We start from the raw sequence: 21,830 nt of genomic DNA, 5'->3' as shown, positions 1-21,830 counted from the left end.
ACGTGGGGACCTTGGAACAGCTCGCCGACCTCGTCGGCGTCGCCGGCGGCTACACCGACGCCTTCGGCAAGCCCGTCGAGACGTCCTTAGAGGTGCGCCGGGGTCTGCTGGCGGCCCTGGGCTTCGCGGTGGACGACGACGATGCGGTCGCCGAAAGTCTCGCCGCAGTGGAGCGCCTGCGCCGCGGGCTGATTCCGCCGCTCCTGCCCGTGGAGGCCCGCCGGGCGGCGCGCGTTCCGGTGCGTCTGCAGGACGGCGTGCCCCACACCCTGGTCTGGCGCCTCGTGGACGAGCGCGGCACGGCCCGGGAGGGGCGTGCGAATCCGCAGGGGTCCGATCCCGGCTTCGAGCTGCCGCCGCTGACACCGGGCTATCACCGCCTCATCGTGCAGGCCGGGCAGAGCCGTACCGAGGCCTGGGTGATCGCCGCGCCGCAGCGCTGCTGGCGCCCGCGCCCCTACACGGAGGAGGGCGCCTCCGACTGGGGTCTGGCCGCCCAGCTCTACGGCCTGCGCTCGGCCACCAATATCGGCATCGGCACCTACGCGGATGCCGGCGAGGCCGCCCGCGAGGCGGCCCTGCGCGGGGCGGCCTTCCTGGGCCTCAGCCCGGTCCACGCCCTGTTCGCCTCCGACCGGACCAAGATCTCACCCTATTCGCCCTCGTCGCGCCTGTTCCTGGAGACCCTGTTCATCGCCCCGCGCAGCCTGCCGGGCCTCGCCGGGTCCCCGGCCGAGGCGCTGCTCGCCGAGCGGGAGGGCGCGATTACGGCGCTCCGGGAGGCCGCCCTCGTCGACCACCAGGGCGTGCACGACGTGCTGGATCCGGTGCTTCGCGCCCTTTGGGCGGACTCGCCGGCCCGCGCCGGCACCGATGCCGGCTTCGAGCGCTTCCGCCAGGAGGGCGGCGCGGATCTGGAATCCCACGCGATCTTCGAGGCCCTGTCGGAGCATTTCCGGGGGCAGGGGGCGCACTGGCTGGGCGACTGGCCGGAGGACTACCGCCGGGCCGGCACGGAGGCCGTGACGGCCTTCGCGGCGGAGAACGCGGAACGCGTCGGCTACCACGCGTGGCTGCAATACCTCGCCGATCAGCAACTGGAGGCCGCCTCCGCGGCGGCGCTCGGTGCGGGCATGCGGGTCGGGCTCTACCGGGACCTCGCGGTCGGCGCCGACCGGGGCGGCTCCGAGATCTGGTCCCATCCCGAGCGCTTCGCCGACAAGGTCTCGATCGGCGCGCCGCCGGACCTGCTGGCGCCCAAGGGCCAGAACTGGGGCCTGCCGGCCTTCGACCCGCTGGCGATGGAGCGCGACGGGCTCGCGGCCTTCCGCGCCCTGGTCCAGGCCAACATGCGCCACGCCGGCGCGATCCGGATCGACCACGCCTTCCAGCTCGCCCGGCTCTACCTGATCCCGCTCGGACAGGGCGCTCAGGCCGGCGCCTACGTGGCCATGCCGTTCGAGCCGATGCTGGCCGTGCTGCAGCTGGAGAGCCACCGCAACAAGTGCCTCGTCATCGCGGAAGACCTCGGCACCGCACCGGAGGGTTTCTCCGACGCGCTGATGCGGGCCGGCGTGCTGAGCTACCGGATCCTGGCCTTCGAGCGCGAGGCCGACGGACGGTTCAAGCCGCCCTCGGCCTATCCGCGCGACGCGCTGACCGCCATCACCACCCACGACCTGCCGACCTTCGTCGGCTGGTGGCGCGGGGTCGACACCGACACCCGCCAATCGCTCGGCCTCTACGATCAGGACCGGGCCGAGGCCGAGCGGGCCGAGCGGGTGGTGGAACGCCGCCGCCTCGCCGAGGCGCTGGCGTCCGAGCAGCTGATCCCCTCCGCCGAGCCGCCGGACGCCGCCCCCTTCGAGGCGGCCGCCCGCTACCTCGCCCGGGCGCCCTCGATGCTCACGGCCGTCCAGTACGAGGACGTGGTCTCGGAACTCGCCCAGGCCAACGTGCCGGGCTCGACCGAGGGCTATCCGAACTGGCGGCGCAAGCTCGACCGGGACCTCGCCGACATCGCCGCCCCGGGCGGCCCGCTGGCGAAGCTCGCCGCCGCCCTGTCGTCCGAGGCGCGGGGCCCGCGCTCGGGCACGGCCCGGCTCGCCGCGCCCCCGCCCCGCTCGACCTACCGGCTGCAGTTCCACAAGGACTTCACCTTCAAGGATGCCGGCCGGATCGTCCCGTATCTCAAAAACCTCGGGATCAGCCACGTCTACGCCTCGCCGCTCCAGAAGGCGCGGCCGGGCTCGACCCACGGCTACGACATCGTCGACCACGGCGCGATCAACCCGGAACTCGGCGGCGAAGAGGGCTTCATCCAACTCTCCGAGACGCTGCACGCCCACGGGATCAAGCTCCTCCTCGACATCGTCCCGAACCACATGGGCGTCGGCGGGTCCGACAATCCGTGGTGGCTCTCCGTCTTGGAGTGGGGCTCCCTGTCTCCGTTCGCCGACGCCTTCGACATCGACTGGCAGCGGCTCGGGGCCGGGCGCAACCTCGTGATCCCGTTCCTCGGCGACCGCTACGGCGAGGCCCTGGAGAAGGGCACGCTGGAGCTGAAGTTCGACCCCGAGAAGGGCGCCTTCAGCGTCTGGCACTACGAGCACCAGCTGCCGATCCGGCCGTTGAGCTACCCGACCATCCTCAACCGGGTGATCGCCGCCATCGGGGCCGTGGACGACGACACCACCGCGGAACTGCTCGCCATCTCCGAGCGGCTGCGGGCGATGTCGATCGACACCGACGAGGCGCGCCGAAAAACCTTCCCCGAGGAGGCCGAGGGGCTGAAGCGCCGGCTCGCCGAGATCTACGGGGTCTCGCCGCTGATCCAGGAGGCCACCGCCAGCACGCTGGCGCTGCTCAACGGCTTCAAGGGCCGCCCGGACAGTTTCGGGCCGCTGCACCGGCTGCTGGAGGCCCAGGCCTATCGGTTGGCCCATTGGCGGGTGGCGTCGAGCGACATCAACTACCGCCGCTTCTTCGACGTGAACTCGCTGGCCGGCCTGCGGGTGGAGCTGTCCGACATCTTCCACCGCTCGCACGAGACGGTGTTCCGGCACGTCCGCGAGGGCCGGATCGACGGCCTGCGCATCGACCATATCGACGGGCTCGCCGATCCGCTGGGCTACGCACGGGCGCTCCAGGCGGCGGTCGGGCCGGGCTTCTACGTGGTGGTGGAAAAAATCCTGGAGCCGGGGGAGCGGCTGCGGCCCTGGCCGGTGGCCGGGACCACGGGCTACGACGTGCTCAACCAGCTCGACGGGATCCTGGTCGACAAGTCCCGGCGGGGTAAGGTCGAGCGGCTCTACACCTGGGCCACGGGCTTCGACGAACCCTACGGTTTCCAGCTCCGCGCCGCCAAGGCCGAGATCCTGGAGATCAGCTTCGCGAGCGAATTGGAGGTGCTGACCTCCGACCTCAAGGAGGTCGCCGATGCCGACCGGCGGACCCGCGACTTCACCGTCAACGCCCTGCGCCGGGCGCTGATCGAGATCATCGCGCGCTTCCCGACCTACCGGAGCTACCTGCCGTCGGATCTGGAGGAGGGCGAGGTCGAGCCGGAGGATGTCCGCCTGATCGAGGGGGCGGTCGCCAAGGCCAAGCGTTGGTCGAGCCTGCCCGACCGCTCGGTCCACGACTTCGCCGCCGCGGTGCTGCTCGGGCGGATCGAGACGGCGGGCCCCGGCCGGCCGGATCCGCGGGTGGTGCTGCGCTTCCGCCGCCGGTTCCAGCAGCTCACCGGCCCGGTCATGGCCAAGAGCCTGGAGGACACGCTGTTCTACCGCTACGCGTGCCTGCTGGGCCTCAACGAGGTCGGCGGCGATCCGGGCGAGTACGGGATCGACTCGGAGCATTTCCACGACCTGCAGGTCGCCCGCGCCCGGGACTGGCCGAACGCCATGATCACCACGGCGACCCACGACACCAAGCGCGGCGAAGATGCCCGCACCCGGCTGCTGGCCCTCTCGGAGATCCCCGAGGAATGGGCCAAGGCCTGGGACCTGTGGCAGAAGACCGCCGGTCCGCACCTCGCCCGGATCGACGGCGAGCCGGCCCCCGACGCCAACGACCAGTGGATGTTCTTCCAGGCCATCCTGGGCGCTTGGCCCCTGGAGCTGCTGGAGCAGGATGAGGCGGGCGCGATCGAGGATTTCCGCGATCGGCTGATCGCCTACGGCGAGAAGGCCATGCGCGAGGGCAAGCGCCGGTCGAGCTGGGTCAATGTCGACGAGGTCTACGAAGGCGCGGTCCGGAAGCTGTTCACGGCGCTGATCGCCCCCGGCTCGGATTTCTTGGCACAACTCCGGCCCTTCGCCCGGCGTCTCGCCCATCTCGGCATGCTGGCGAGCCTCGGCCGGACGGTCCTGAAATGCACCCTGCCGGGCCTGCCCGACACTTATCAGGGCACGGAGATCTGGGACTTTTCGTTCGTTGATCCCGACAACCGGCGCCCGGTGGACTACCCGGCTCTGGAGCGGATGCTGGAGCAGGGTGGGGCACCTACGGAGTTGCTCGGACACTGGCCGGACGGGCGGGTCAAGCAAGCGACCCTCACGCGGCTCCTCGCCGAGCGGGCCGAGCGGCCCGACTTCTACGCCAGCGCCGCCCACGAGCCCGTCGACGCGACGGGTCCGCGGGCCGACCACGTCATTGCCTACCGGCGGACCGATCCCGGCCAGGAGGGCGGCGACCTGTTCGTGGCGGTGCCGCGGCTCTTCGCGGGCCTGGTCGGAGAGACCGGCTGGTCGGGCGAGGCCTTTGCCGGCACCCGGGTCGATCTCGGAGCGGGGACCCGCTGGCGGGATCTCGTGTCGGAGCGGATCGTTGAGAGTGGCGGGGAGGGGGCCGATCTCGGCGATCTCCTGCGCGATCTGCCCTACGCGGTGCTGCGGCGGGAGCCGTGAGGGGAGCCGACACATCCGCCACTCCCTCCCCCCTCTGCGGGGGGGGGTGGGGCCGCCGTCAGGGCCGGTCGGGAGAGGGGAGCGACGGAGCAGAATTGAACACGGGCCTTCATGCAGATCGCGCCCCGTCCTGTAGCCGGGTTCCCCTCTCCCGACCCCCTTCGGGGGCCACCCTCCCCCGCAGAGGGGGGAGGGAGTGCGCGGGTGGCAAACGCCTCCGCAGCCCTGTCACGCAAGTCTGCTGAGAGAACACAGGCGGGATCGCGCGGCACGCTGGTGCGGTTCGAGCGTTACGACACAGTGAACGGGAGCCGAAGGGCCGCATGAACGCACCGACCAAAGCCGCCGCAACGTCCGGAGCCGAGGCCGTCCTGCCGGCCTCGCTTGCGCCCCGGGCCGAGGGGCCGCGGATCTACAACCTGTTCCCGCTCCTGGTCGGGCGCGTCTCGGACTGGACCGCCGAGTTGCCGCGGATCGCGAGCCTCGGCTTCGACTGGGTCTACCTCAACCCGTTCCACCAGACCGGCGGCTCGCGCAGCCTCTACGCGGTGGCCGATCCCGAGCGCCTCGACGAGCGGTTCCGCGACCAGGATGGCACGCCCGACGACGAGCAGATCCGCCGCTTCTGCACCGCCGCGGAGGCTTTGGGCCTGTCGGTGATGACCGACCTCGTGATCAACCACACCGCCGACAACGCCCGGCTCGCCACTGAGCGGCCCGACCTGTTCATGAAGGAGCCGGACGGCTCGATCATGCACCCGGCCGCCGTCGATCCGGACGATCCGTCGATCCGCACCGTCTGGGGCGATCTGGCGGAGCTCGACTACCACACGCCGGCCGCCCGGGACGAGCTGACCCGGATCTGGGGTGCCTACGTGGCGCATCTCCAGGGGCTCGGCGTCGCGGGCTTCCGGTGCGACGCCGCCTACAAGGTGCCGCCGGAGACGTGGCGCGTCCTGATCGGGCAGGCCAAGGAGCGCGACCAGGCCTGCCTGTTCGCCGCCGAGACCCTGGGCTGCACCTTCGAGGAGGCCAAGGCCACGGCGGGCGCCGGCTTCGACTACCTGTTCAACTCCTTCGCGTGGTGGGACCTGAAGAAGCCCTGGGCGCTGGAGCAGTACGAGCGCCTGCGGGTGCTGGCGCCCTCCATCGCCTTCCCCGAGAACCACGACATGAAGCGGCTGGCCGCCGAGATCGGCGGCGGCCCGGAGGCGGTGGCGGCGCATCTGCGCACCCGCTACGCGCTCGCCGCCTTCTTCTCGGCCGGCGTGCTGATGCCGATCGGCTACGAATGGGGCTACCGGCGGGCGCTGCACGTGGTCGACACCACCCCGCGCGACCGCGAGAACGAGACCGGGATCGACATCTCCGGTTCCATCCGGGCGATCAACGCCCTGCGGGCGGAGCTGCCGGCCGCCAATGTCGAGGGCGCACAGATCCGGATCTCGGCGCCCGACAGCGATCTCGTGGCGCTCGCCCGCTTCGACACCGGCCACCCGGCCTCGGCGCAGCACGGGCTGATCGTGCTCTACAACCCGACCGACAAGCCCGTGCCGGTGGAGGCCGGGTCGCTCATCACCCGCACCGGCGGCATGCTCGGCACCTTCGTCGATCGGACGCCGGAGGCCGAGCCGATCGCCTTTCACCCCGGCAGCGCCATCGATCTGATGCCGGGCGAGCTGCGCATCCTCGCCGCCAGCGCGCAGGCGGTCGCCCGGCAGCCGACGCGCGGCACCCCGGACGGGGAGGGTCGCGTGGTGATCGAGGCGGTGACGCCCGAACTCGACGGCGGCCGCTCGGCGGTGAAGCGGGTGGTCGGTGAATCCCTGCGGGTCGAGGCCGACATCTTCTCCGACGGCCACGAGATCATCGACGCCGCGATCCTGTCGCGGGTCGCCGGCACCGAGGCGTGGCGTGAGGACCCGATGGTCTTCGTCGACAACGACCGCTGGGCCGGGCAATTCCCCCTGGAGCAGAACGCCCGCTACGAGTTCACCCTGATCGCGTGGCGCGACGCCTTCTCGTCCTGGGTGCGCGATACCCTGAAGAAGCGCGCCGCCGGCGTCGATGTCCGCCTGGAGACGATCGAGGGCGTGGCGCTCGTCGGGACCGCCGCCTCGCTCGCCCGTACCCGGGGCGGTCGTGACGCCGACCGGCTCGCCGCGCTCGTGGCCGCGCTCGTCGCCGAGGCGACGGGCTCGGCCGCCCAGCTCGACCGGATCCTCGCCCCCGACGCCGCGAGCCTCGTGCGCCGGAACGCCGAGCGGGTGAACCTGACCCGCTATCCCGTGACCCTGCCGGTGATCGCCGACCGCCTCGCGGCCCGGTTCTCGGCCTGGTACGAGATCTTCCCGCGGTCCCAGTCGATGGACGTGAACCGCCACGGCACCTTCGACGACGTGATCCGGCGCCTGCCCGAGATTCGCGAACTCGGCTTCGACGTCCTCTACTTCACGCCGATCCACCCCGTGGGCCGCACCAACCGCAAGGGCAAGAACAACACCCTGAAGGCCGAGCCCGGCGATGTCGGCTCGGTCTACGCGGTGGGCGCGGAGGAGGGCGGCCACGAGGCCGTGCATCCCGACCTCGGCACCCTTCAGGATTTCGAGCGGCTGGTCGCGGCGAGCCACGCCTACGGCATGGAGATCGCCCTCGACTTCGCGATCCAATGCTCGCCGGACCATCCCTGGATCAAGAACCACCCGGAATGGTTCGAGTGGCGCCCCGACGGCACGCTCAAATTCGCCGAGAACCCGCCCAAGAAGTACGAGGACATCTCGAACGTCCACTTCTACGGGGGCGCCCTGCCCTCGCTCTGGATCGAGCTGCGCGACATTTTGCTCGGCTGGTGCGCCCGGGGCGTGCGCATCTTCCGGGTCGACAACCCGCACACCAAGCCGATCCCGTTCTGGGAATGGGTGATCGGCGAAGTCAACGGCCAGTATCCGGATGCGATCTTCCTCGCCGAGGCCTTCACCCGGCCGAAGATGATGATGAAGCTCGCCAAAGCCGGCTACCAGCAGAGCTACACCTACTTCACGTGGCGCAACACGAAGCAGGAGCTCACCGACTACGCCCTGGAGCTGGCCGGCGAGATGGGCGAGTACTACCGCCCGAACTTCTTCGCGAACACGCCCGACATCAACCCGTATTTCCTCCAGACCAGCGGGCGCGCCGGCTTCATCATCCGGGGCACGCTCGCCGCGACGCTGTCGTCGGTCTACGGCATCTACAACGGCTTCGAGCTGTGCGAGGCCGCGCCGTACCCCGGCAAGGAGGAGTATCTCAACTCCGAAAAATACGAGTTGAAGGCCTGGGACTACGACCGGCCCGGCAATATCCGCGAGCACATCATCAAGCTCAACACCATCCGGCGCGAGAACCCTGCCCTCTGGGATTTCCGCAACGTCACCTTTACGGGGGCCTGGAACGACACCATCATCGCCTACGTCAAGGCGACGCCGGAGCGCGACAACTGCATCTTCACGATGGTCAACCTCGACCCGAAGAGCCGCCAGGAATGCACCTACGAGGTGCCGCTCTGGCTGTTCGGTCTGCCGGATGACGGGGCCGTGGAGGTCGAGGACCTGCTCCAGGGCTACACGTTCGAGTTGCGCGGCAAGACCCACCGGATCGCCCTCGATCCGGCCGAGCGATCCTGCATCATCTGGCGTCTTCGGGCGCCGCGGCGGGTTGCGGGTTGAGGCTGCCCGTGGCACTCGCTCATGACAGTTGAGGCTGGCGGCGGGCATCCCCGTCACCGGCCCTGGTACCCGCGCGACGGCCGCCAGCCCGCGCCCCGGCTGGTTCCCCCGCCGGTCCCGTCCGATTTGACCGATGAGGCAGCGACGCGATGATCGATCGCAGCGACCCGCAATGGTACCGTGACGCCATCATCTACCAGATCCACGTCAAGTCGTTCTTCGACTCGAACAACGATGGGATCGGGGATTTCGAGGGCCTGACCCAGCGCCTCGACTACGTGCGCGATCTCGGCGTCACGGCGATCTGGCTGATGCCGTTCTACCCCTCGCCGCTCCGCGACGATGGGTACGACATCGCCGATTACGAGGGCATCAATCCGTCCTACGGGACCATGGAGGATTTCAAGGCCTTCGTGGCGGCGGCGCACGAGCGCGGCCTGCGGGTGATCACCGAGCTCGTCATCAACCACACCTCGGACCAGCACCCCTGGTTCCAGGCCGCCCGGGAGGCGCCCCCCGGCTCACCCGAGCGCGACTTCTACGTCTGGTCGGATACCGACGAGCCGTACCGGGACACCCGGATCATCTTCCTCGACACCGAGGCGTCGAACTGGACCTGGGACCCGGTCGCCAAGCAGTATTTCTGGCACCGGTTCTACAGCCACCAGCCCGACCTGAACTTCGACAACCCGAAGGTGCTGGAAGCGGTCATCGCGACCATGCGCTACTGGCTCGACATGGGCGTCGACGGGCTGCGCCTCGACGCGATCCCCTACCTGATCGAGCGGGACGGCACGAACTGCGAGAACTTGGCCGAAACGCATGATGTGATCAAGAAAATCCGGGCGGCGCTGGATGCCAGCTACCCGGACCGGATGCTGCTGGCCGAAGCCAACCAGTGGCCGGAGGAGACCGCCCAGTATTTCGGCGACGGCGACGAATGCCACATGGCGTTCCACTTCCCGCTGATGCCGCGGATGTACATGGCGATCGCCCGGGAGGACCGGCACCCGATCACCGACATCATGCGCCAGACCCCGGAGATCCCCGAGGGCTGCCAGTGGGCGATCTTTCTGCGCAACCACGACGAGCTGACGCTCGAAATGGTCACCGCGGAGGAGCGTGACTACCTCTGGTCGTTCTACGCCGCCGAGCGGCGCGCCCGGATCAACCTCGGCATCCGCCGCCGCCTCGCGCCGCTGCTCGAGAACGACCGGCGCAAGATCGAGTTGATGAAGTCCCTCGTCCTGTCGATGCCCGGTACGCCGGTGCTCTACTACGGCGACGAGATCGGCATGGGCGACAACATCTATCTCGGCGACCGCGACGGCGTGCGCACGCCGATGCAATGGTCGCCCGACCGCAACGGCGGCTTCTCGCGCGCCAACCCGCAGCGCCTGTTCCTGCCGGCGATCCAGGACCCGATCTACGGCTTCGATGCGATCAACGTCGAGGCGCAGACCCAGGCCCAGACGAGCCTCCTGAACTGGACGCGGCGCATGATCGCGATCCGCAACAACAGCGTCGCCCTCGGGCGCGGCACGATCCAGTTCCTGTACCCGTCGAACCGCAAGGTGCTGGCCTGGATCCGCGAGCACGAGGACGAGCGGATCCTGTGCGTGGCGAACCTGTCGCGCGCGCCCCAGGCCGTGCAGCTCGACCTGTCGGAGCTGCGCACCGCGGTGCCGATCGAGCTGACCGGCGGCACCGAGTTCCCGCCGATCGGCGACCTGCCCTACCTGCTGACCCTGCCGTCCTACGGCTTCTACTGGTTCAGCCTGAGCGCCGCCCGGTCGGGGGTGATCGGCCCGCAGCAGGAGCCGCCGGAGCTGTTCACCCTGGTGCTCACCGGCGGCATCGAGACCCTGATGTCGGGCCGCGAGCGCGTCGCCTTCGAGCGCACCGTGGTGCCGCCCTTCCTGATGAGCCGGCGCTGGTTCGGCGCCAAGGGCTCGCGGATCAAGGGCGTGAAGGTGATCGACTGCGCCGCCGTCAAGGATGTCGACGGGAGCGCGCGCTTCCTGCTGCCGCGCCTCGACGTGCTGCTCGCCAACGGCGAGACCCACCAGTACTTCGTGCCGGTGGGCGTCGAGGAGGGCCGCGAGGACGAGACGCTGCTGCCCTTCGCGGTGGCGCGGGTGCGCCGGGGGCCGCGCACCGGCCTGCTCTACGGGGCGGCCGGCTCCAACGACTTCGCGGCCGGCCTGATCGACGCCATGCGCCAGGGCACCGAGCTGCCCACGGAGAGCGGGCGGCTCGTCTTCGCCACCACCTCGGCCTTCGATCCGGAGGTCACGGTCGACGTGGCCGACATCCGCCGGCTCTCGGCCGAGCAGAGCAACACCTCGATCGCCATCGGCTCGAAGATGATGCTCAAGCTGCTGCGCCGCCTGCAGCCGGGCACGCATCCCGAGATCGAGGTCGGGCGCTTCCTCACCGAGCAGGCGGGCTTTTCCAACACCCCCGCCCTGCTGGGCACCCTGGAGCACGTCGCCGAGGACGGCACCCGGACGGCGCTGGCGGTCCTGCAAAAGTTCGTCATGAACCAGGGCGACGCCTGGACGCTGATGCTGGAGGGGCTGCGCCGGGACTTCGAGACCGTGGTGCTCACCCCGGAGAGCGAGGCGGCCACCCCCGCGGAGGCGTTCCAGGCCCATGGGCCCTGGGCGGACCTGCTCGGCCGGCGCACGGCCGAGCTGCACGCGGCCCTCGCCATCGAGACCGACGATCCGGCCTTCGCGGCCGAGCCGTTCGAGGAAGGTGACCTCGCGGTGCTGGCACGCGACGCCCGCCATCAGGCCGAGCGCGCCTTCCGGGCGCTCAAGGGGCAGGCCGACCGCGGCCTCGATGCCGGCAAGCCGGCCTGCACCGAGCTGGCCCAGCGCCGCCGGGAGGTCGAGGCGCTGATCGAGCGGCTCTCCGCCGAGCCGCCGCGCGGCGCCCACAAGACCCGCATCCACGGCGATTACCACCTGGGTCAGGTGCTGGTCGCCGAGAACGATCTGATCATCGTCGATTTCGAGGGCGAGCCCTCGCGGCCGGCCGATGAGCGGCGGGCCAAGTCGATGCCCCTGCGGGACGTGGCCGGGCTGATGCGCTCCTTCGCGTACGGCGCCGAGACGGTGATCCGGGAGATCACCGCCCGGTTCGCCGATTCCGAGGAGCGGGCGCGCAATGCCGCCACGGCGTGGCGCGGCATGATCGAGGCGGCGTTCCTCGCTGGCTACGAGACCGCGATCGCGGAGTCGCGGGCGGCGGTCACCGACCCGGACACGCGGGACCGGCTGCTGCGCCTCTGCCTGCTGACAAAGGCGCTCTACGAAGTCGATTACGAGGCCAACAACCGGCCGGACTGGATCGAAATCCCCGCCCGTGGGGTTCTCACCATTCTGGACACGGACCGAAACGAGCCCGGAGCAACCGAATGACGGCGATCGACGAGACCTTCGCAGGACGGGCCGACCCGGAGGTTGGGACGGCGCGGAACGCGGATGTCCCGGGCTCCGGCGCCAGCGCGGCGGCCCCGAGCGTCCACCCGGACGCGATCGCGGCCCTGATGGGCGCGAGCCACGGCGACCCGTTCTCGGTGCTCGGCCCCCACCGGGTCGGGCCGGAGGCTTGGGAAGTCCGCGCCGTGCTGCCCGAGGCCCGGGCCGCCACCCTGGTGATGGACGGCCGCACCGCGCCGTTCGAGAAGCGCCATCCGGACGGGTTCTGGGTGGCGAGGGTCGAGGGCGAGGGCCGGCCGCTCTACGAGATCGAGGTCGAATCCTGGGATGGATCGAAGCGCCGCCGCTACGACCCCTACGGCTTCGGCTCGTCGATCGAGCAATACGACGTGGCGACTCTTCGCGAGGTCGGCACCAACCTGGTCTACCGGATCCTCGGCGCCCAATCGGGCCAGCTGGACGGGATCGACGGGTTCCGCTTCGCCGTCTGGGCGCCCAATGCCCGCAAGGTCAGTGTCGTCGGCGACTTCAACGACTGGGACGGGCGGCGCCACCCGATGCGCCTCTGGCAGGATGGCGGCGTCTGGGAGCTGTTCGTGCCGGGCCTGACGGCCGGGGTGCGCTACAAGTTCGAGATCCGCGGGCCCGACGGCTCCCTGATCCCGCTCAAGGCCGATCCGGTCGCCTTCGCGGCCCAGCACCCGCCGGAGACCGCCTCGATCACCTATGGGGCGAGCGAGTTCGAGTGGCGCGATTCCGGCTGGATGAGCACCCGTGGTGCCAAGGACCCGCGCCACACGGCGATCTCGATCTACGAGGTCCATCTCGGCTCCTGGGCGCGGGTGCCCGAGGAGGGCAACCGCTACCTCACCTACCGGGAGCTCGCCGAGCGGCTGATCCCCTACGTCAAGGATATGGGCTTCACCCATATCGAGATGCTGCCGATCACCGAATTCCCGTTTGACGGGTCCTGGGGCTACCAGCCGGTCTCGCTGTTCGCGCCGACCAGCCGCTTCGGCACACCGGACGATTTCGCGGCCTTCGTCGAGGCCGCCCACGAGGCCGGCATCGGCATCCTGCTCGACTGGGTGCCGGGCCACTTCCCCCTGGACGCCCACGGGCTCGGCCTGTTCGACGGCACGCATCTCTACGAGCACGCCGACCCGCGCCAGGGCTTCCACCAGGATTGGGGCACCTACATCTACAATTTCGGGCGCACCGAAGTGGCGACGTTCCTCGCCGCCAACGCCCGGTTCTGGCTGGAGCACTACCACCTCGACGGCCTGCGCGTGGATGCCGTCGCCTCGATGCTCTACCTCGACTATTCCCGCCGGCAGGGCGAGTGGATCCCGAACCGCTACGGCGGCAACGAGAACCTCGACGCCATCGAGTTCCTGCGCAAGACCAATGAGGCAACCTACAGCCACGCGCCGGGCACCATCACGGTGGCGGAGGAATCGACCTCCTGGCCGGGGGTCTCACACCCGACCTATACCGGGGGCCTGGGCTTCGGCTTCAAGTGGAACATGGGCTGGATGCACGACACCCTGCATTTCATGCAGGAGAACCCGATCCACCGCCGCTACCACCACCACAACCTGACCTTCGGGTTGCTCTACGCCTTCTCGGAGAATTTCATCCTGCCCCTGTCACACGACGAGGTGGTACACGGGAAGGGCTCGCTCCTCGGCAAGATGCCGGGCGACCGCTGGCAGAAATTCGCGAATCTCCGGGCCTATTTCGGCTTCATGTGGGGGCATCCCGGCAAGAAGCTGCTGTTCATGGGCGGCGAGTTCGGCCAGGAGCGCGAGTGGAACCACGACACCAGTCTGGACTGGCACCACCTCGACGACCCGCTGCACAAGGGCGTCAAGGACGTGGTCCGCGACCTCAACCGGCTCTACGTCTCGACGCCGGCCCTCTACAGCCGCGACGTGGAGCACACGGGCTTCCAGTGGCTGGTGGCGGATGATCAGGACAACAGCGTCATCGCCTGGGCCCGCAAGGGCGCCAAGCCCGGCGAGGTGGCGATCGTGGTGTCGAACTTCACGCCGGTGCCGCGGGAGGGCTACCGGATCGGCGTGCCGCAGGCGGGGTTCTACCGCGAGGCGTTCAACTCGGATGCCGGGATCTACGGCGGCTCGAACGTCGGCAACCAGGGCGGTTGCCACACGGACGATCAGGCGAGCCACGGCCAGGGGCAGAGTCTGTCGCTCACCCTGCCGCCGCTGGCGACGATGATCTTCCTGCTGGAGGGGTGAGACTCACGGGCGCCGCGCGTTTCCCTCCCCCCTTTGCGGGGGAGGGTGGCCCGCGAGGCGGGTGGGAGAGGGGAGCGACGATGCAGGACGGAGCGCCCGGCCTTCAGGTCTGCTGAGACGCATTCTGAACCCGGGTTCCCCTCTCCCGCCCCCTGCTGACGCAGGGGCCTCCCTCCCCCGCAGAGTGGAGAGGGCCGGATCCGCGGAACCGTCGTGCGCCCCTACGCCATCCGCCAGCGCAGCCCGACGCTGTTGCCGATCGCCCGGCCGTAGAGCCCGGCATAATTGTCGGCGGCCTGATCCCAGCCGAAGCGGGCTGACATCGCCCGCCGCCGCATGGCGTTCAGGCGCTTCTTCTGACCGAAGGCCTCCAGCGCCCGCCGGACCGCCGCCCCGAAGGACGAGGCCGAAGGCTCCGCGAAGGTGAAGCCCGTCACCCCGTCCTCGACCGTGTCGGCCAGGCCTCCGGTGCGCCGCACGATCGGCAGGGAGCCGAAGCGCTGCGCGTACATCTGGGCCAGCCCGCAGGGCTCGAAGCGCGAGGGCATCAGCAGGAAGTCGCTGCCCGCGAACATCCGCCGGGCCTGCGCCTCCTCGAAGCCGACATGGACGCCGACCGCGTCCGGGTGGCGCTTGGCCAGCCCCTGCAGCGCCTGCTCGAACCGGCCCTCGCCCTGGCCGATCACCACGAGCTGGCCGCCCCCGGCCACGATGGACTCGGCCGCCTGGAGGCTCAGGTCGATGCCCTTCTGGTGCACGAGACGCGACACGATCGCGAAGAGCGGGCCGCGGGAAACCGCCAGACCGAATTGCTGCCGCACCGCCTCGGCATTGGCGCGCTTGCCCTTCCAGTCGTCGACCTCGAACCGCGTGGCAAGGTGCGGATCGGTGCTCGGATCCCAGGTCTCGTCGATGCCGTTGAGGATGCCGGCGAGCCGGCCCTGCCCGGCGCGGGTGCGCAGCAGCCCGTCGAGGCCGCAGCCCATCTCGGGGGTCTGGATCTCCCGTGCGTAGGTCTCGCTCACTGTGGTGACCTGCGAGGCGTAGAAGATCCCGGCCTTCAGGAAGGAGAGCTGGCCGTAGAACTCGGCGCCGTCCACCTGGAAGGCGGAATCCGGCACGCCGAGCCGGGGCAGGGTGTCCCGGGGAAACAGGCCCTGGTAGGCGAGATTGTGGATCGTCAGCACGCTCGGCACCCGCCGGCCGCGCCACGCGAGATAGGCCGGGGCGAGCGCCGCCTGCCAGTCGTTGAGATGCAGGAGGTCGGCCGCCCAGTCGGGATCGGCGCCGGCCGCGAGGTCCGCCGCCGCGAGGCTGAGGCGGGCGAAGCGCAGATCGTTGTCGCCGAAATCCCCGTGCTGGTCGCCGTAGGGCGTGCCATCGCGCTCGTAGAGGTCGGGGCTCAGGAGGACGTAGATGCGCAGGCCGTCGGCCGCCTCGACGAGGCCCAGATCGCAGGCCGGCACGCCCGCGAAGCCCTCGAGGCGCGCCACGACCGGAATTTCGGGAAACGCCGCCCGCACCTGCCGGTAGCCGGGGATCAGCACGCGGATGTCGTAATGCGGCACCAGGGCCCGGGGCAGGGCGGCCGAGACCTCGCCGAGACCACCGGTCTTCACGAAATCGGCCATCTCGGGGGTGGCGTAGAGGATGCGGCGGCGCAGTGAGGCCGGTCGGGCCGCCTGGGTGAAGGGTCGCGCGTCATCGCCCCCGCCGGACGACCACTCCGCGAGGGATCCACCGCCGCGCGCATCGAGCATCGATCTTGATCCTGGCCGGGCGGGATGCCCCAGTCTGGCAGTCGATCGGGCAGACACGGCTGTCACGATCTCAACCACAGTCAATGCTCCTCCGCCGCGACGGTTCCGCTGCGACGCACAAAATAGGCCACCGGCACCCTTAAACTTTGGTTACGGCATAGTGCAATGCGGCATGAGTCGCACGCGGAAGGCGTCTTTTCGGATCACAAAGCTTCTATTCGGATCGCCGCGGGCGTTCAGGCGCGGCGCAGGATCAAGCCCTCGGCCGGCTCCAGAGCCAGGCTTGCGCGGACCGACTCGCCCGCGCGGCCCGCCCGCGTCGAGAGCAGCAGAATCCAGTCGCCCTCCGGCAGCGGCAGGGTCTGCGGCGTTGCAGCGAAATTCAGCACCACGCGCAGAACCTCATCACCCGCGAACCGCTCGTAGGCAAACACCTCCGCGACCCCGAGCGGCACGCCGCGGTAATCGCCGACGGCCAGCGCCGCATGGTCGCGGCGCAAAGCAAGCAGGCGCCGGTGCAGGGTGAGCATCGAGGCCGGGTCCGAGCGCTGGCCCTCGACATTGCGGGTCGGCCAATCCTCCGACAGGGGCAGCCAGGGCTCGGCCGCGGAGAAGCCGGCGTTCGGGCCATCGTCCCACTGCATGGGCGTGCGCTCCGGGTCGCGGCCGTGCCCGGGCTCGTTGCGCTCCCAGGGGTCCTGCGCGCGGCCCGGCGGGATCGGCACGTGGCCGAGGCCGATCTCGTCGCCGTAATAGAGGGTCGGTGTGCCCCGCAGGGTCAGGAGCAGCATCGCGGCGATGCGGGCCTGATCCGCGCCGACCCGGGCGGCGATGCGCGGCTGGTCGTGGTTGCCCAGCACCCAGTTCGGCCAGCCGCCCGGGGGCAGGGCCGCCTCGTAGCGCGCCACGAGGTCGGACACCGCCTCGGCGTGCCACGGCGTCTGGATCAGCTGGAAGTTGAAGGGCAGGTCGGCACCGGTGAGGTCCGGTCCGTAATAGGCGACCAGCCGCTCCACCGGCAGGTAGATCTCGCCGATCAGCACCCGCTCGCCGTAGGCCCGCAGGACATCCCGCATCCCGGCGATGACATCAAAAATTTCCGGCCGGTCGGCGGAGTAGACCTGCTGGAAGCGGGTGATCTCCGGCGCGCCCGGGGCGTAATCGGGGTTGGCCGGATTGTCGCGGAATCCCGCATCCTTCATCAGGTGCCAGATCACGTCGACCCGGAACCCGTCGACCCCGCGCTCCAGCCAGAAGCGGAGCACGTCGTGCATCGCCTCCCGCACCGCGGGATTGCGCCAGTTCAAGTCCGGCTGCTCGCGCAGGAAGGCGTGGTAGTAATACTGGCCGGTGGCCTCATCGAGCGTCCAGGCCGGGCCGCCGAAATTCGACACCCAGTTGTTGGGCGGCCCGCCCTCGGGGCCGGGATCGCGCCAGATATACCAGTCCCGCTTCGGATTCGTGCGCGACGACCGGCTCTCCGCGAACCAGGGATGCACGATCGACGAGTGGTTGGGCACGAAATCGAGGATCACCTTCAGCTTGCGCCGATGGGCCTCGGCGATCAGCGCGTCGAACTCGGCCAGCGTGCCGAACAGCGGATCGATCCCGCAGTAATCGGCCACGTCGTAGCCGAAATCCGCCATGGGGGAGGGGTAGACCGGCGAGATCCACACCGCGTCCACCCCGAGCCACGCGAGGTAATCGAGCCGCGCGGTGATGCCCGGCAGGTCGCCGACCCCGTCGCCGTTCGTGTCCTGAAAGGAGCGGGGATAGATCTGATAGACGGTCCCGCGCTTCCACCAGACGGTGTCGGTCATGCTGCGCCCCTCGCGTTGCCGCCTCGGACTTAGCGGCGAACCGCTCCGCTGGCGACCGGTGATCCGATCGCCCTATCGGGCCGGTGTGACTGGAATGTCACGAGCGCGCGCTATATCTCTCGTGTCGGGCCTGCCCGCCCTAGTGGAGCGGCGCTGCCACGACTTCGCCGGAAGCTGTCCGCACAGTCGGATGCTTCGGGGCCGGACTGCCTGACCGTTCATGCGGCGGCAATCCATCACAAGAGATAATCGGCCCACGATATCCCCGGCAACGATCCGGGACACAGACTTTGGGGGACCCGCACGTGTTGAATGACGTTCTGATCCGGCATGCGCCGCAGGATGCCGCCCGCGAGGAGCGCCCATCTGAGGTTTCGGCGCCCGCGTCTTGGACCGTCCCGACGCTCTCCGCAAGCGGAGACGCGGTGGTGGATCTGCGGGAATCGATCCGAGCCAAGCTCACCTTCGGGTTGGGGCGTTCCCCCGAGACGGCTCGGCCGCGCGACTGGTTCGCGGCGACCGCGCTGGCCCTACGCGACCGGATCATGGCGGCCTGCCTGGAGGCCCAGCGCGGCGTGCCGAACAAGCGCGTCTACTACCTGTCGTTGGAATTCCTGATCGGCCGGCTGATGTCGGACGCGCTGAACAATCTCGGCCTGACCGAGACCGCCCGGGCGGCGCTCAAGGAACTGGGGATCGATCTCGGCGCCGTGGAGGAGGCCGAGCCCGATGCGGCGCTCGGCAATGGCGGCCTTGGGCGGCTCGCCGCCTGCTTCATGGAGAGCATGGCCAGCATCGGCATCCCGGCGATGGGCTACGGCATCCGCTACGACCACGGCCTGTTCCGCCAATCCTTCGAGGATGGCTGGCAGCGCGAGGCGCCGGAGACGTGGCTCGCCGAGGGCAATCCCTGGGAGTTCGCCCGGCCCGAGGCGGTCTACGCAATCGGCTTCGGCGGTGCCGTCACGATGTCGTCCTCGGAGGAGGGGGTGATCCGGCGTCACTGGCAGCCGGCCGAGATCGTGCGGGCGGTGGCCCATGACGTGCCGGTGCCCGGCTGGCGCGGGCGCCACGTCAATGCGCTCCGCCTGTGGAAGGCCGAGGCCGGCGAGCCGCTCGACCTCGCCCGGTTCAACGGCGGCGACCATGTCGGGGCGGTCGCGGCGCGGATGCGCGCCGAGGCGATCTCCCGGGTGCTCTACCCGAGCGACAGCTCGGCCGAGGGCCAGGAGCTGCGCCTGCGCCAGGAATACTTCTTCACCTCGGCCTCGCTCCAGGATCTGCTCGCCCGCCACGTGGCCGAGCGCGGCGACGTCCGCTCGCTGCCGGATCACGCGGCGATCCAGCTCAACGACACGCACCCGGCCATCGCGGTGCCGGAGCTGATGCGCCTCCTCATCGACGAGCACGGCCTCTCCTGGGAGGATGCGTGGCACGTCACCACCAACACGCTGCACTACACCAACCACACCCTCCTGCCCGAGGCGCTGGAGACCTGGCCGGTGGAGCTGATGGAGCGGCTGCTGCCGCGCCACATGCAGATCATCTACCTGATCAACTGGATGCACCTGGAGGAGCAGTCGAAGCACGGCCGCCAGGGATCGTCGGATGATGCCGCCTACCTCGCCTCGATCTCGCTGATCGACGAGTCGAACGGCCGTCGGGTCCGCATGGGGCACCTCGCCTTCCACGGCGCCCGCCGGGTCAACGGCGTCTCGGCCCTGCACACCGACCTGATGCGCTCCACGGTCTTCTCCGACCTGCACGCGCTCGACACGGACAAGATCGTCAACAAGACCAACGGCATCACCTTCCGCCGCTGGTTCCACAACGCCAATCCGGGCCTCACCCGGCTCGCCGTCGAGACGGTGGGGGCGGGCGTCCTCGACGATCCGGAGCTGCTGCGCGGCCTGGAGGCCCATGCCGAGGATCCGGCCTTCGTGGCGCGCTACGCGGCGGTGCGCCGGGAGCGCAAGGAGGCCCTGGCCAAGATCGTGGCCGAGCGCACCGGCATCGCCATCGATCCGGCCGCCCTGTTCGACGTGCAGGTAAAGCGCATCCACGAGTACAAGCGCCAGCTGCTCAACGTGGTCGAGACGGTGGCGCTCTATCAGGCGATCAAGGCCGAGCCGCACCGGGACTGGACGCCCCGGGTGAAGATCTTCGCCGGCAAGGCGGCGCCGAGTTACGTGCGGGCCAAGCTGATCATCAAGCTCGCCTGTGACATCGCCAAGACGGTCAACGACGACCCCGAGGTCGCCGACCGGCTGAAGGTGGTGTTCCTGCCGAATTACTCGGTGAGCCTCGCCGAGGCGATCATCCCGGCCGCCGACCTGTCGGAGCAGATCTCCACCGCCGGCCTGGAGGCCTCGGGCACCGGCAACATGAAGTTCGCCCTCAACGGCGCGCTCACGGTGGGGACGCTCGACGGCGCCAACATCGAGATCCGCGACCATGTCGGGGCGGAGAACATCTTCATCTTCGGCCTGGAAGCCGACGGGGTCCGCGCCCGGCAGGCCGAGCCGGACTACGCGGCCCGGGCGATCCAGGCCTCGCCGCGGCTCGCGGCGGCGCTCGACATGATCGCCTCGGGGCGGTTCTCGCCGGAGGAGCCGGGCCGGTTCCGGCCGCTGACCGACGACCTGCGCCGGCGCGACCAGTACCTGCTCACCGCCGATTTCGACGATTACTGGCGGGTGCAGCGGTCGATCGACGCCGCGTGGCGCGATCCCCGCGGCTGGTGGGCCAAGGCGATCCGCAACACCGCCCGGATGGCGTGGTTCTCGTCGGATCGGGCGATGCGGGAATATGCCGAGGAGATCTGGCGGGTGCGCCTGGGCTGACCGCATCGGGGCGCGGCGCGCTTAAAGCCGGATTTCCGGTTTGCGCGCAGGGTTCTCCCTCCCCCCTCCGCGGGGGAGGGCGAGAAGCGGCGGCACCTGCGCCCACTCTCCAGCCAAAGCCTAAACCCCGGCGGCGCCGTAGATCGCCCCCGCCAGACCCTCGAGCTTCACGCGGTCGACCACCGTGATCCGCCCCCGCCGCGCCCGGATCATGCCGGCCCCCTCCAGCGTGTGGGTCGCCATCGTCACGGTGGGTCGGCGCACGCCGAGCATCTTCGAGAGCACCTCGTGCGTCAGGGGCAGTTCGTCCTGGTCCAGGCGGTCATGGGTCATGAGGATCCACCGGGCGAGCCGTGCTTCGACCGTGAGGTCGGCATTGGCGTAGACGGTCTGGCCCACCTGCACGATCAGGCTCTGCACGTAGCGCCCCAGCACCCGGCGCAGGTCGGCGCTCGCGTCCAGGGCCTCGTGCAGGGCGTCCGCCGAAATGCGCAAAGCCTCGCCGCCAGCCTGCACGATCGCCGTGTGGGGCGTAGTCTCGGCCCCGAGCACCAGTGGCACGCCGACGAAGCCCTCGCGGCCCGTGAGGCCGATCTCGATCCGCCCCTCGCGGGTATCGGCCACCAGGGAGACGATCCCCTCCTCGACGAAATAGGCCTGCGTGATCGGCTCCTGCGGGGCGATCAGCACCGCATGCAGGGCGAGCGGCACCGGCTCCAGGGCCGGCGCGAGGCGGCTGAACGCCTCCGGCTCCAGCGCGGTGAGCAGGCGGTTTCGAATGGCGGATTGCAGCAGCACCATGAGGATCCTCCGGATCCGGGCAGGAGCACGGGCCATCTCCCGTCACCCGCGACCCGGGACCCCGGCGGATGATCGCCACTGTCTCACACCGCACCGCGGCGCAGTATCGACCAGGTTAGTTTTCGCGGGCGAATTTGTTCAGATCCGTACACAGGGTTCACCTGCGCGCGATTCGCGCGGCCAGCGCCGTGTGGACAGGCAGGCATAGCCCGGGAAACGGCCACGCGACAGCCGTTGCCTAAATATGTGGCACATGATTTGCGAGCCTTCGCGCCGTCTCAA

General features: G+C 69.9%; 8 protein-coding genes. 5 read left to right on the top strand and 3 right to left on the bottom strand.

The features are described 5' to 3' along the window. The first annotated feature begins 2 nt into the window (after positions 1 to 2). The 4 genes from MKK88_RS23165 (at position 3) to glgB (ending at position 14,324) form a co-directional block, all read left to right on the top strand. Positions 3 to 4,910 carry a malto-oligosyltrehalose synthase gene (locus tag MKK88_RS23165; protein ID WP_244003945.1) on the top strand — a complete coding sequence of 1,636 codons (4,908 nt, stop codon included), beginning with the start codon at positions 3 to 5 and terminating at the stop codon, positions 4,908 to 4,910. Positions 4,911 to 5,233: 323 nt separating this feature from the next. Next, complete coding sequence (locus tag MKK88_RS23160; protein WP_244003911.1) at positions 5,234 to 8,614, top strand: maltotransferase domain-containing protein; 3,381 nt, start codon at positions 5,234 to 5,236, stop codon at positions 8,612 to 8,614. Between the two features lie 149 nt (positions 8,615 to 8,763). Next, positions 8,764 to 12,042, top strand: coding sequence for a maltose alpha-D-glucosyltransferase (gene treS / locus MKK88_RS23155; protein WP_244003909.1), 3,279 nt, complete (start codon positions 8,764 to 8,766; stop codon positions 12,040 to 12,042). Continuing rightward, positions 12,039 to 14,324, top strand: a complete 2,286-nt coding sequence (gene glgB / locus MKK88_RS23150; protein ID WP_244003907.1) for a 1,4-alpha-glucan branching protein GlgB — start codon at positions 12,039 to 12,041, stop codon at positions 14,322 to 14,324. Before treS ends, glgB begins: the two co-directional genes overlap by 4 nt. A gap of 221 nt (positions 14,325 to 14,545) precedes the next feature. Here glgB and glgA read toward each other — a convergent pair whose 3' ends face one another. Both glgA and MKK88_RS23140 read right to left on the bottom strand, forming a co-directional pair. After that, positions 14,546 to 16,084 carry a glycogen synthase GlgA gene (gene glgA, locus MKK88_RS23145; protein ID WP_244003905.1) on the bottom strand — a complete coding sequence of 513 codons (1,539 nt, stop codon included), beginning with the start codon at positions 16,082 to 16,084 and terminating at the stop codon, positions 14,546 to 14,548. A gap of 236 nt (positions 16,085 to 16,320) precedes the next feature. Further along, on the bottom strand, positions 16,321 to 17,904 hold the full coding sequence (locus MKK88_RS23140) for an alpha-amylase family glycosyl hydrolase (protein WP_244003903.1): 1,584 nt from the start codon (positions 17,902 to 17,904) through the stop codon (positions 16,321 to 16,323). A 305-nt stretch (positions 17,905 to 18,209) separates the two neighbouring features. Between MKK88_RS23140 and MKK88_RS23135 the strand changes: the two genes are divergently transcribed. Continuing rightward, positions 18,210 to 20,747 (top strand): glycogen/starch/alpha-glucan phosphorylase, encoded by a 2,538-nt coding sequence (locus MKK88_RS23135; RefSeq protein ID WP_244003901.1) that lies wholly within the window; start codon positions 18,210 to 18,212, stop codon positions 20,745 to 20,747. Positions 20,748 to 20,867: 120 nt separating this feature from the next. Here MKK88_RS23135 and MKK88_RS23130 read toward each other — a convergent pair whose 3' ends face one another. Continuing rightward, complete coding sequence (locus MKK88_RS23130) at positions 20,868 to 21,584, bottom strand: Crp/Fnr family transcriptional regulator (RefSeq protein ID WP_244003899.1); 717 nt, start codon at positions 21,582 to 21,584, stop codon at positions 20,868 to 20,870. Between the last annotated feature and the right edge of the window lie 246 nt (positions 21,585 to 21,830).

Origin of the sequence: Methylobacterium sp. E-005, from assembly GCF_022829725.1 — a bacterium.
In the GTDB taxonomy this organism is placed as follows: Bacteria; Pseudomonadota; Alphaproteobacteria; order Rhizobiales; family Beijerinckiaceae; genus Methylobacterium.
The sequence above is the reverse complement of the archived record's forward strand: the minus strand, read 5'-3'. Positions and strand labels throughout refer to the sequence as shown.

What these genes read in the sequence shown, in the direction of transcription:
- MKK88_RS23160 (WP_244003911.1), top strand. Translation starts at nt 5,234, where the DNA reads ATGAACGCACCGACCAAAGCCGCCGCAACGTCCGGAGCCGAGGCCGTC.
- treS (WP_244003909.1), top strand. Translation starts at nt 8,764, where the DNA reads ATGATCGATCGCAGCGACCCGCAATGGTACCGTGACGCCATCATCTAC.
- glgB (WP_244003907.1), top strand. Translation starts at nt 12,039, where the DNA reads ATGACGGCGATCGACGAGACCTTCGCAGGACGGGCCGACCCGGAGGTT.
- glgA (WP_244003905.1), bottom strand. Translation starts at nt 16,084, where the DNA reads ATGCTCGATGCGCGCGGCGGTGGATCCCTCGCGGAGTGGTCGTCCGGC.
- MKK88_RS23140 (WP_244003903.1), bottom strand. Translation starts at nt 17,904, where the DNA reads ATGACCGACACCGTCTGGTGGAAGCGCGGGACCGTCTATCAGATCTAT.
- MKK88_RS23130 (WP_244003899.1), bottom strand. Translation starts at nt 21,584, where the DNA reads ATGGCCCGTGCTCCTGCCCGGATCCGGAGGATCCTCATGGTGCTGCTG.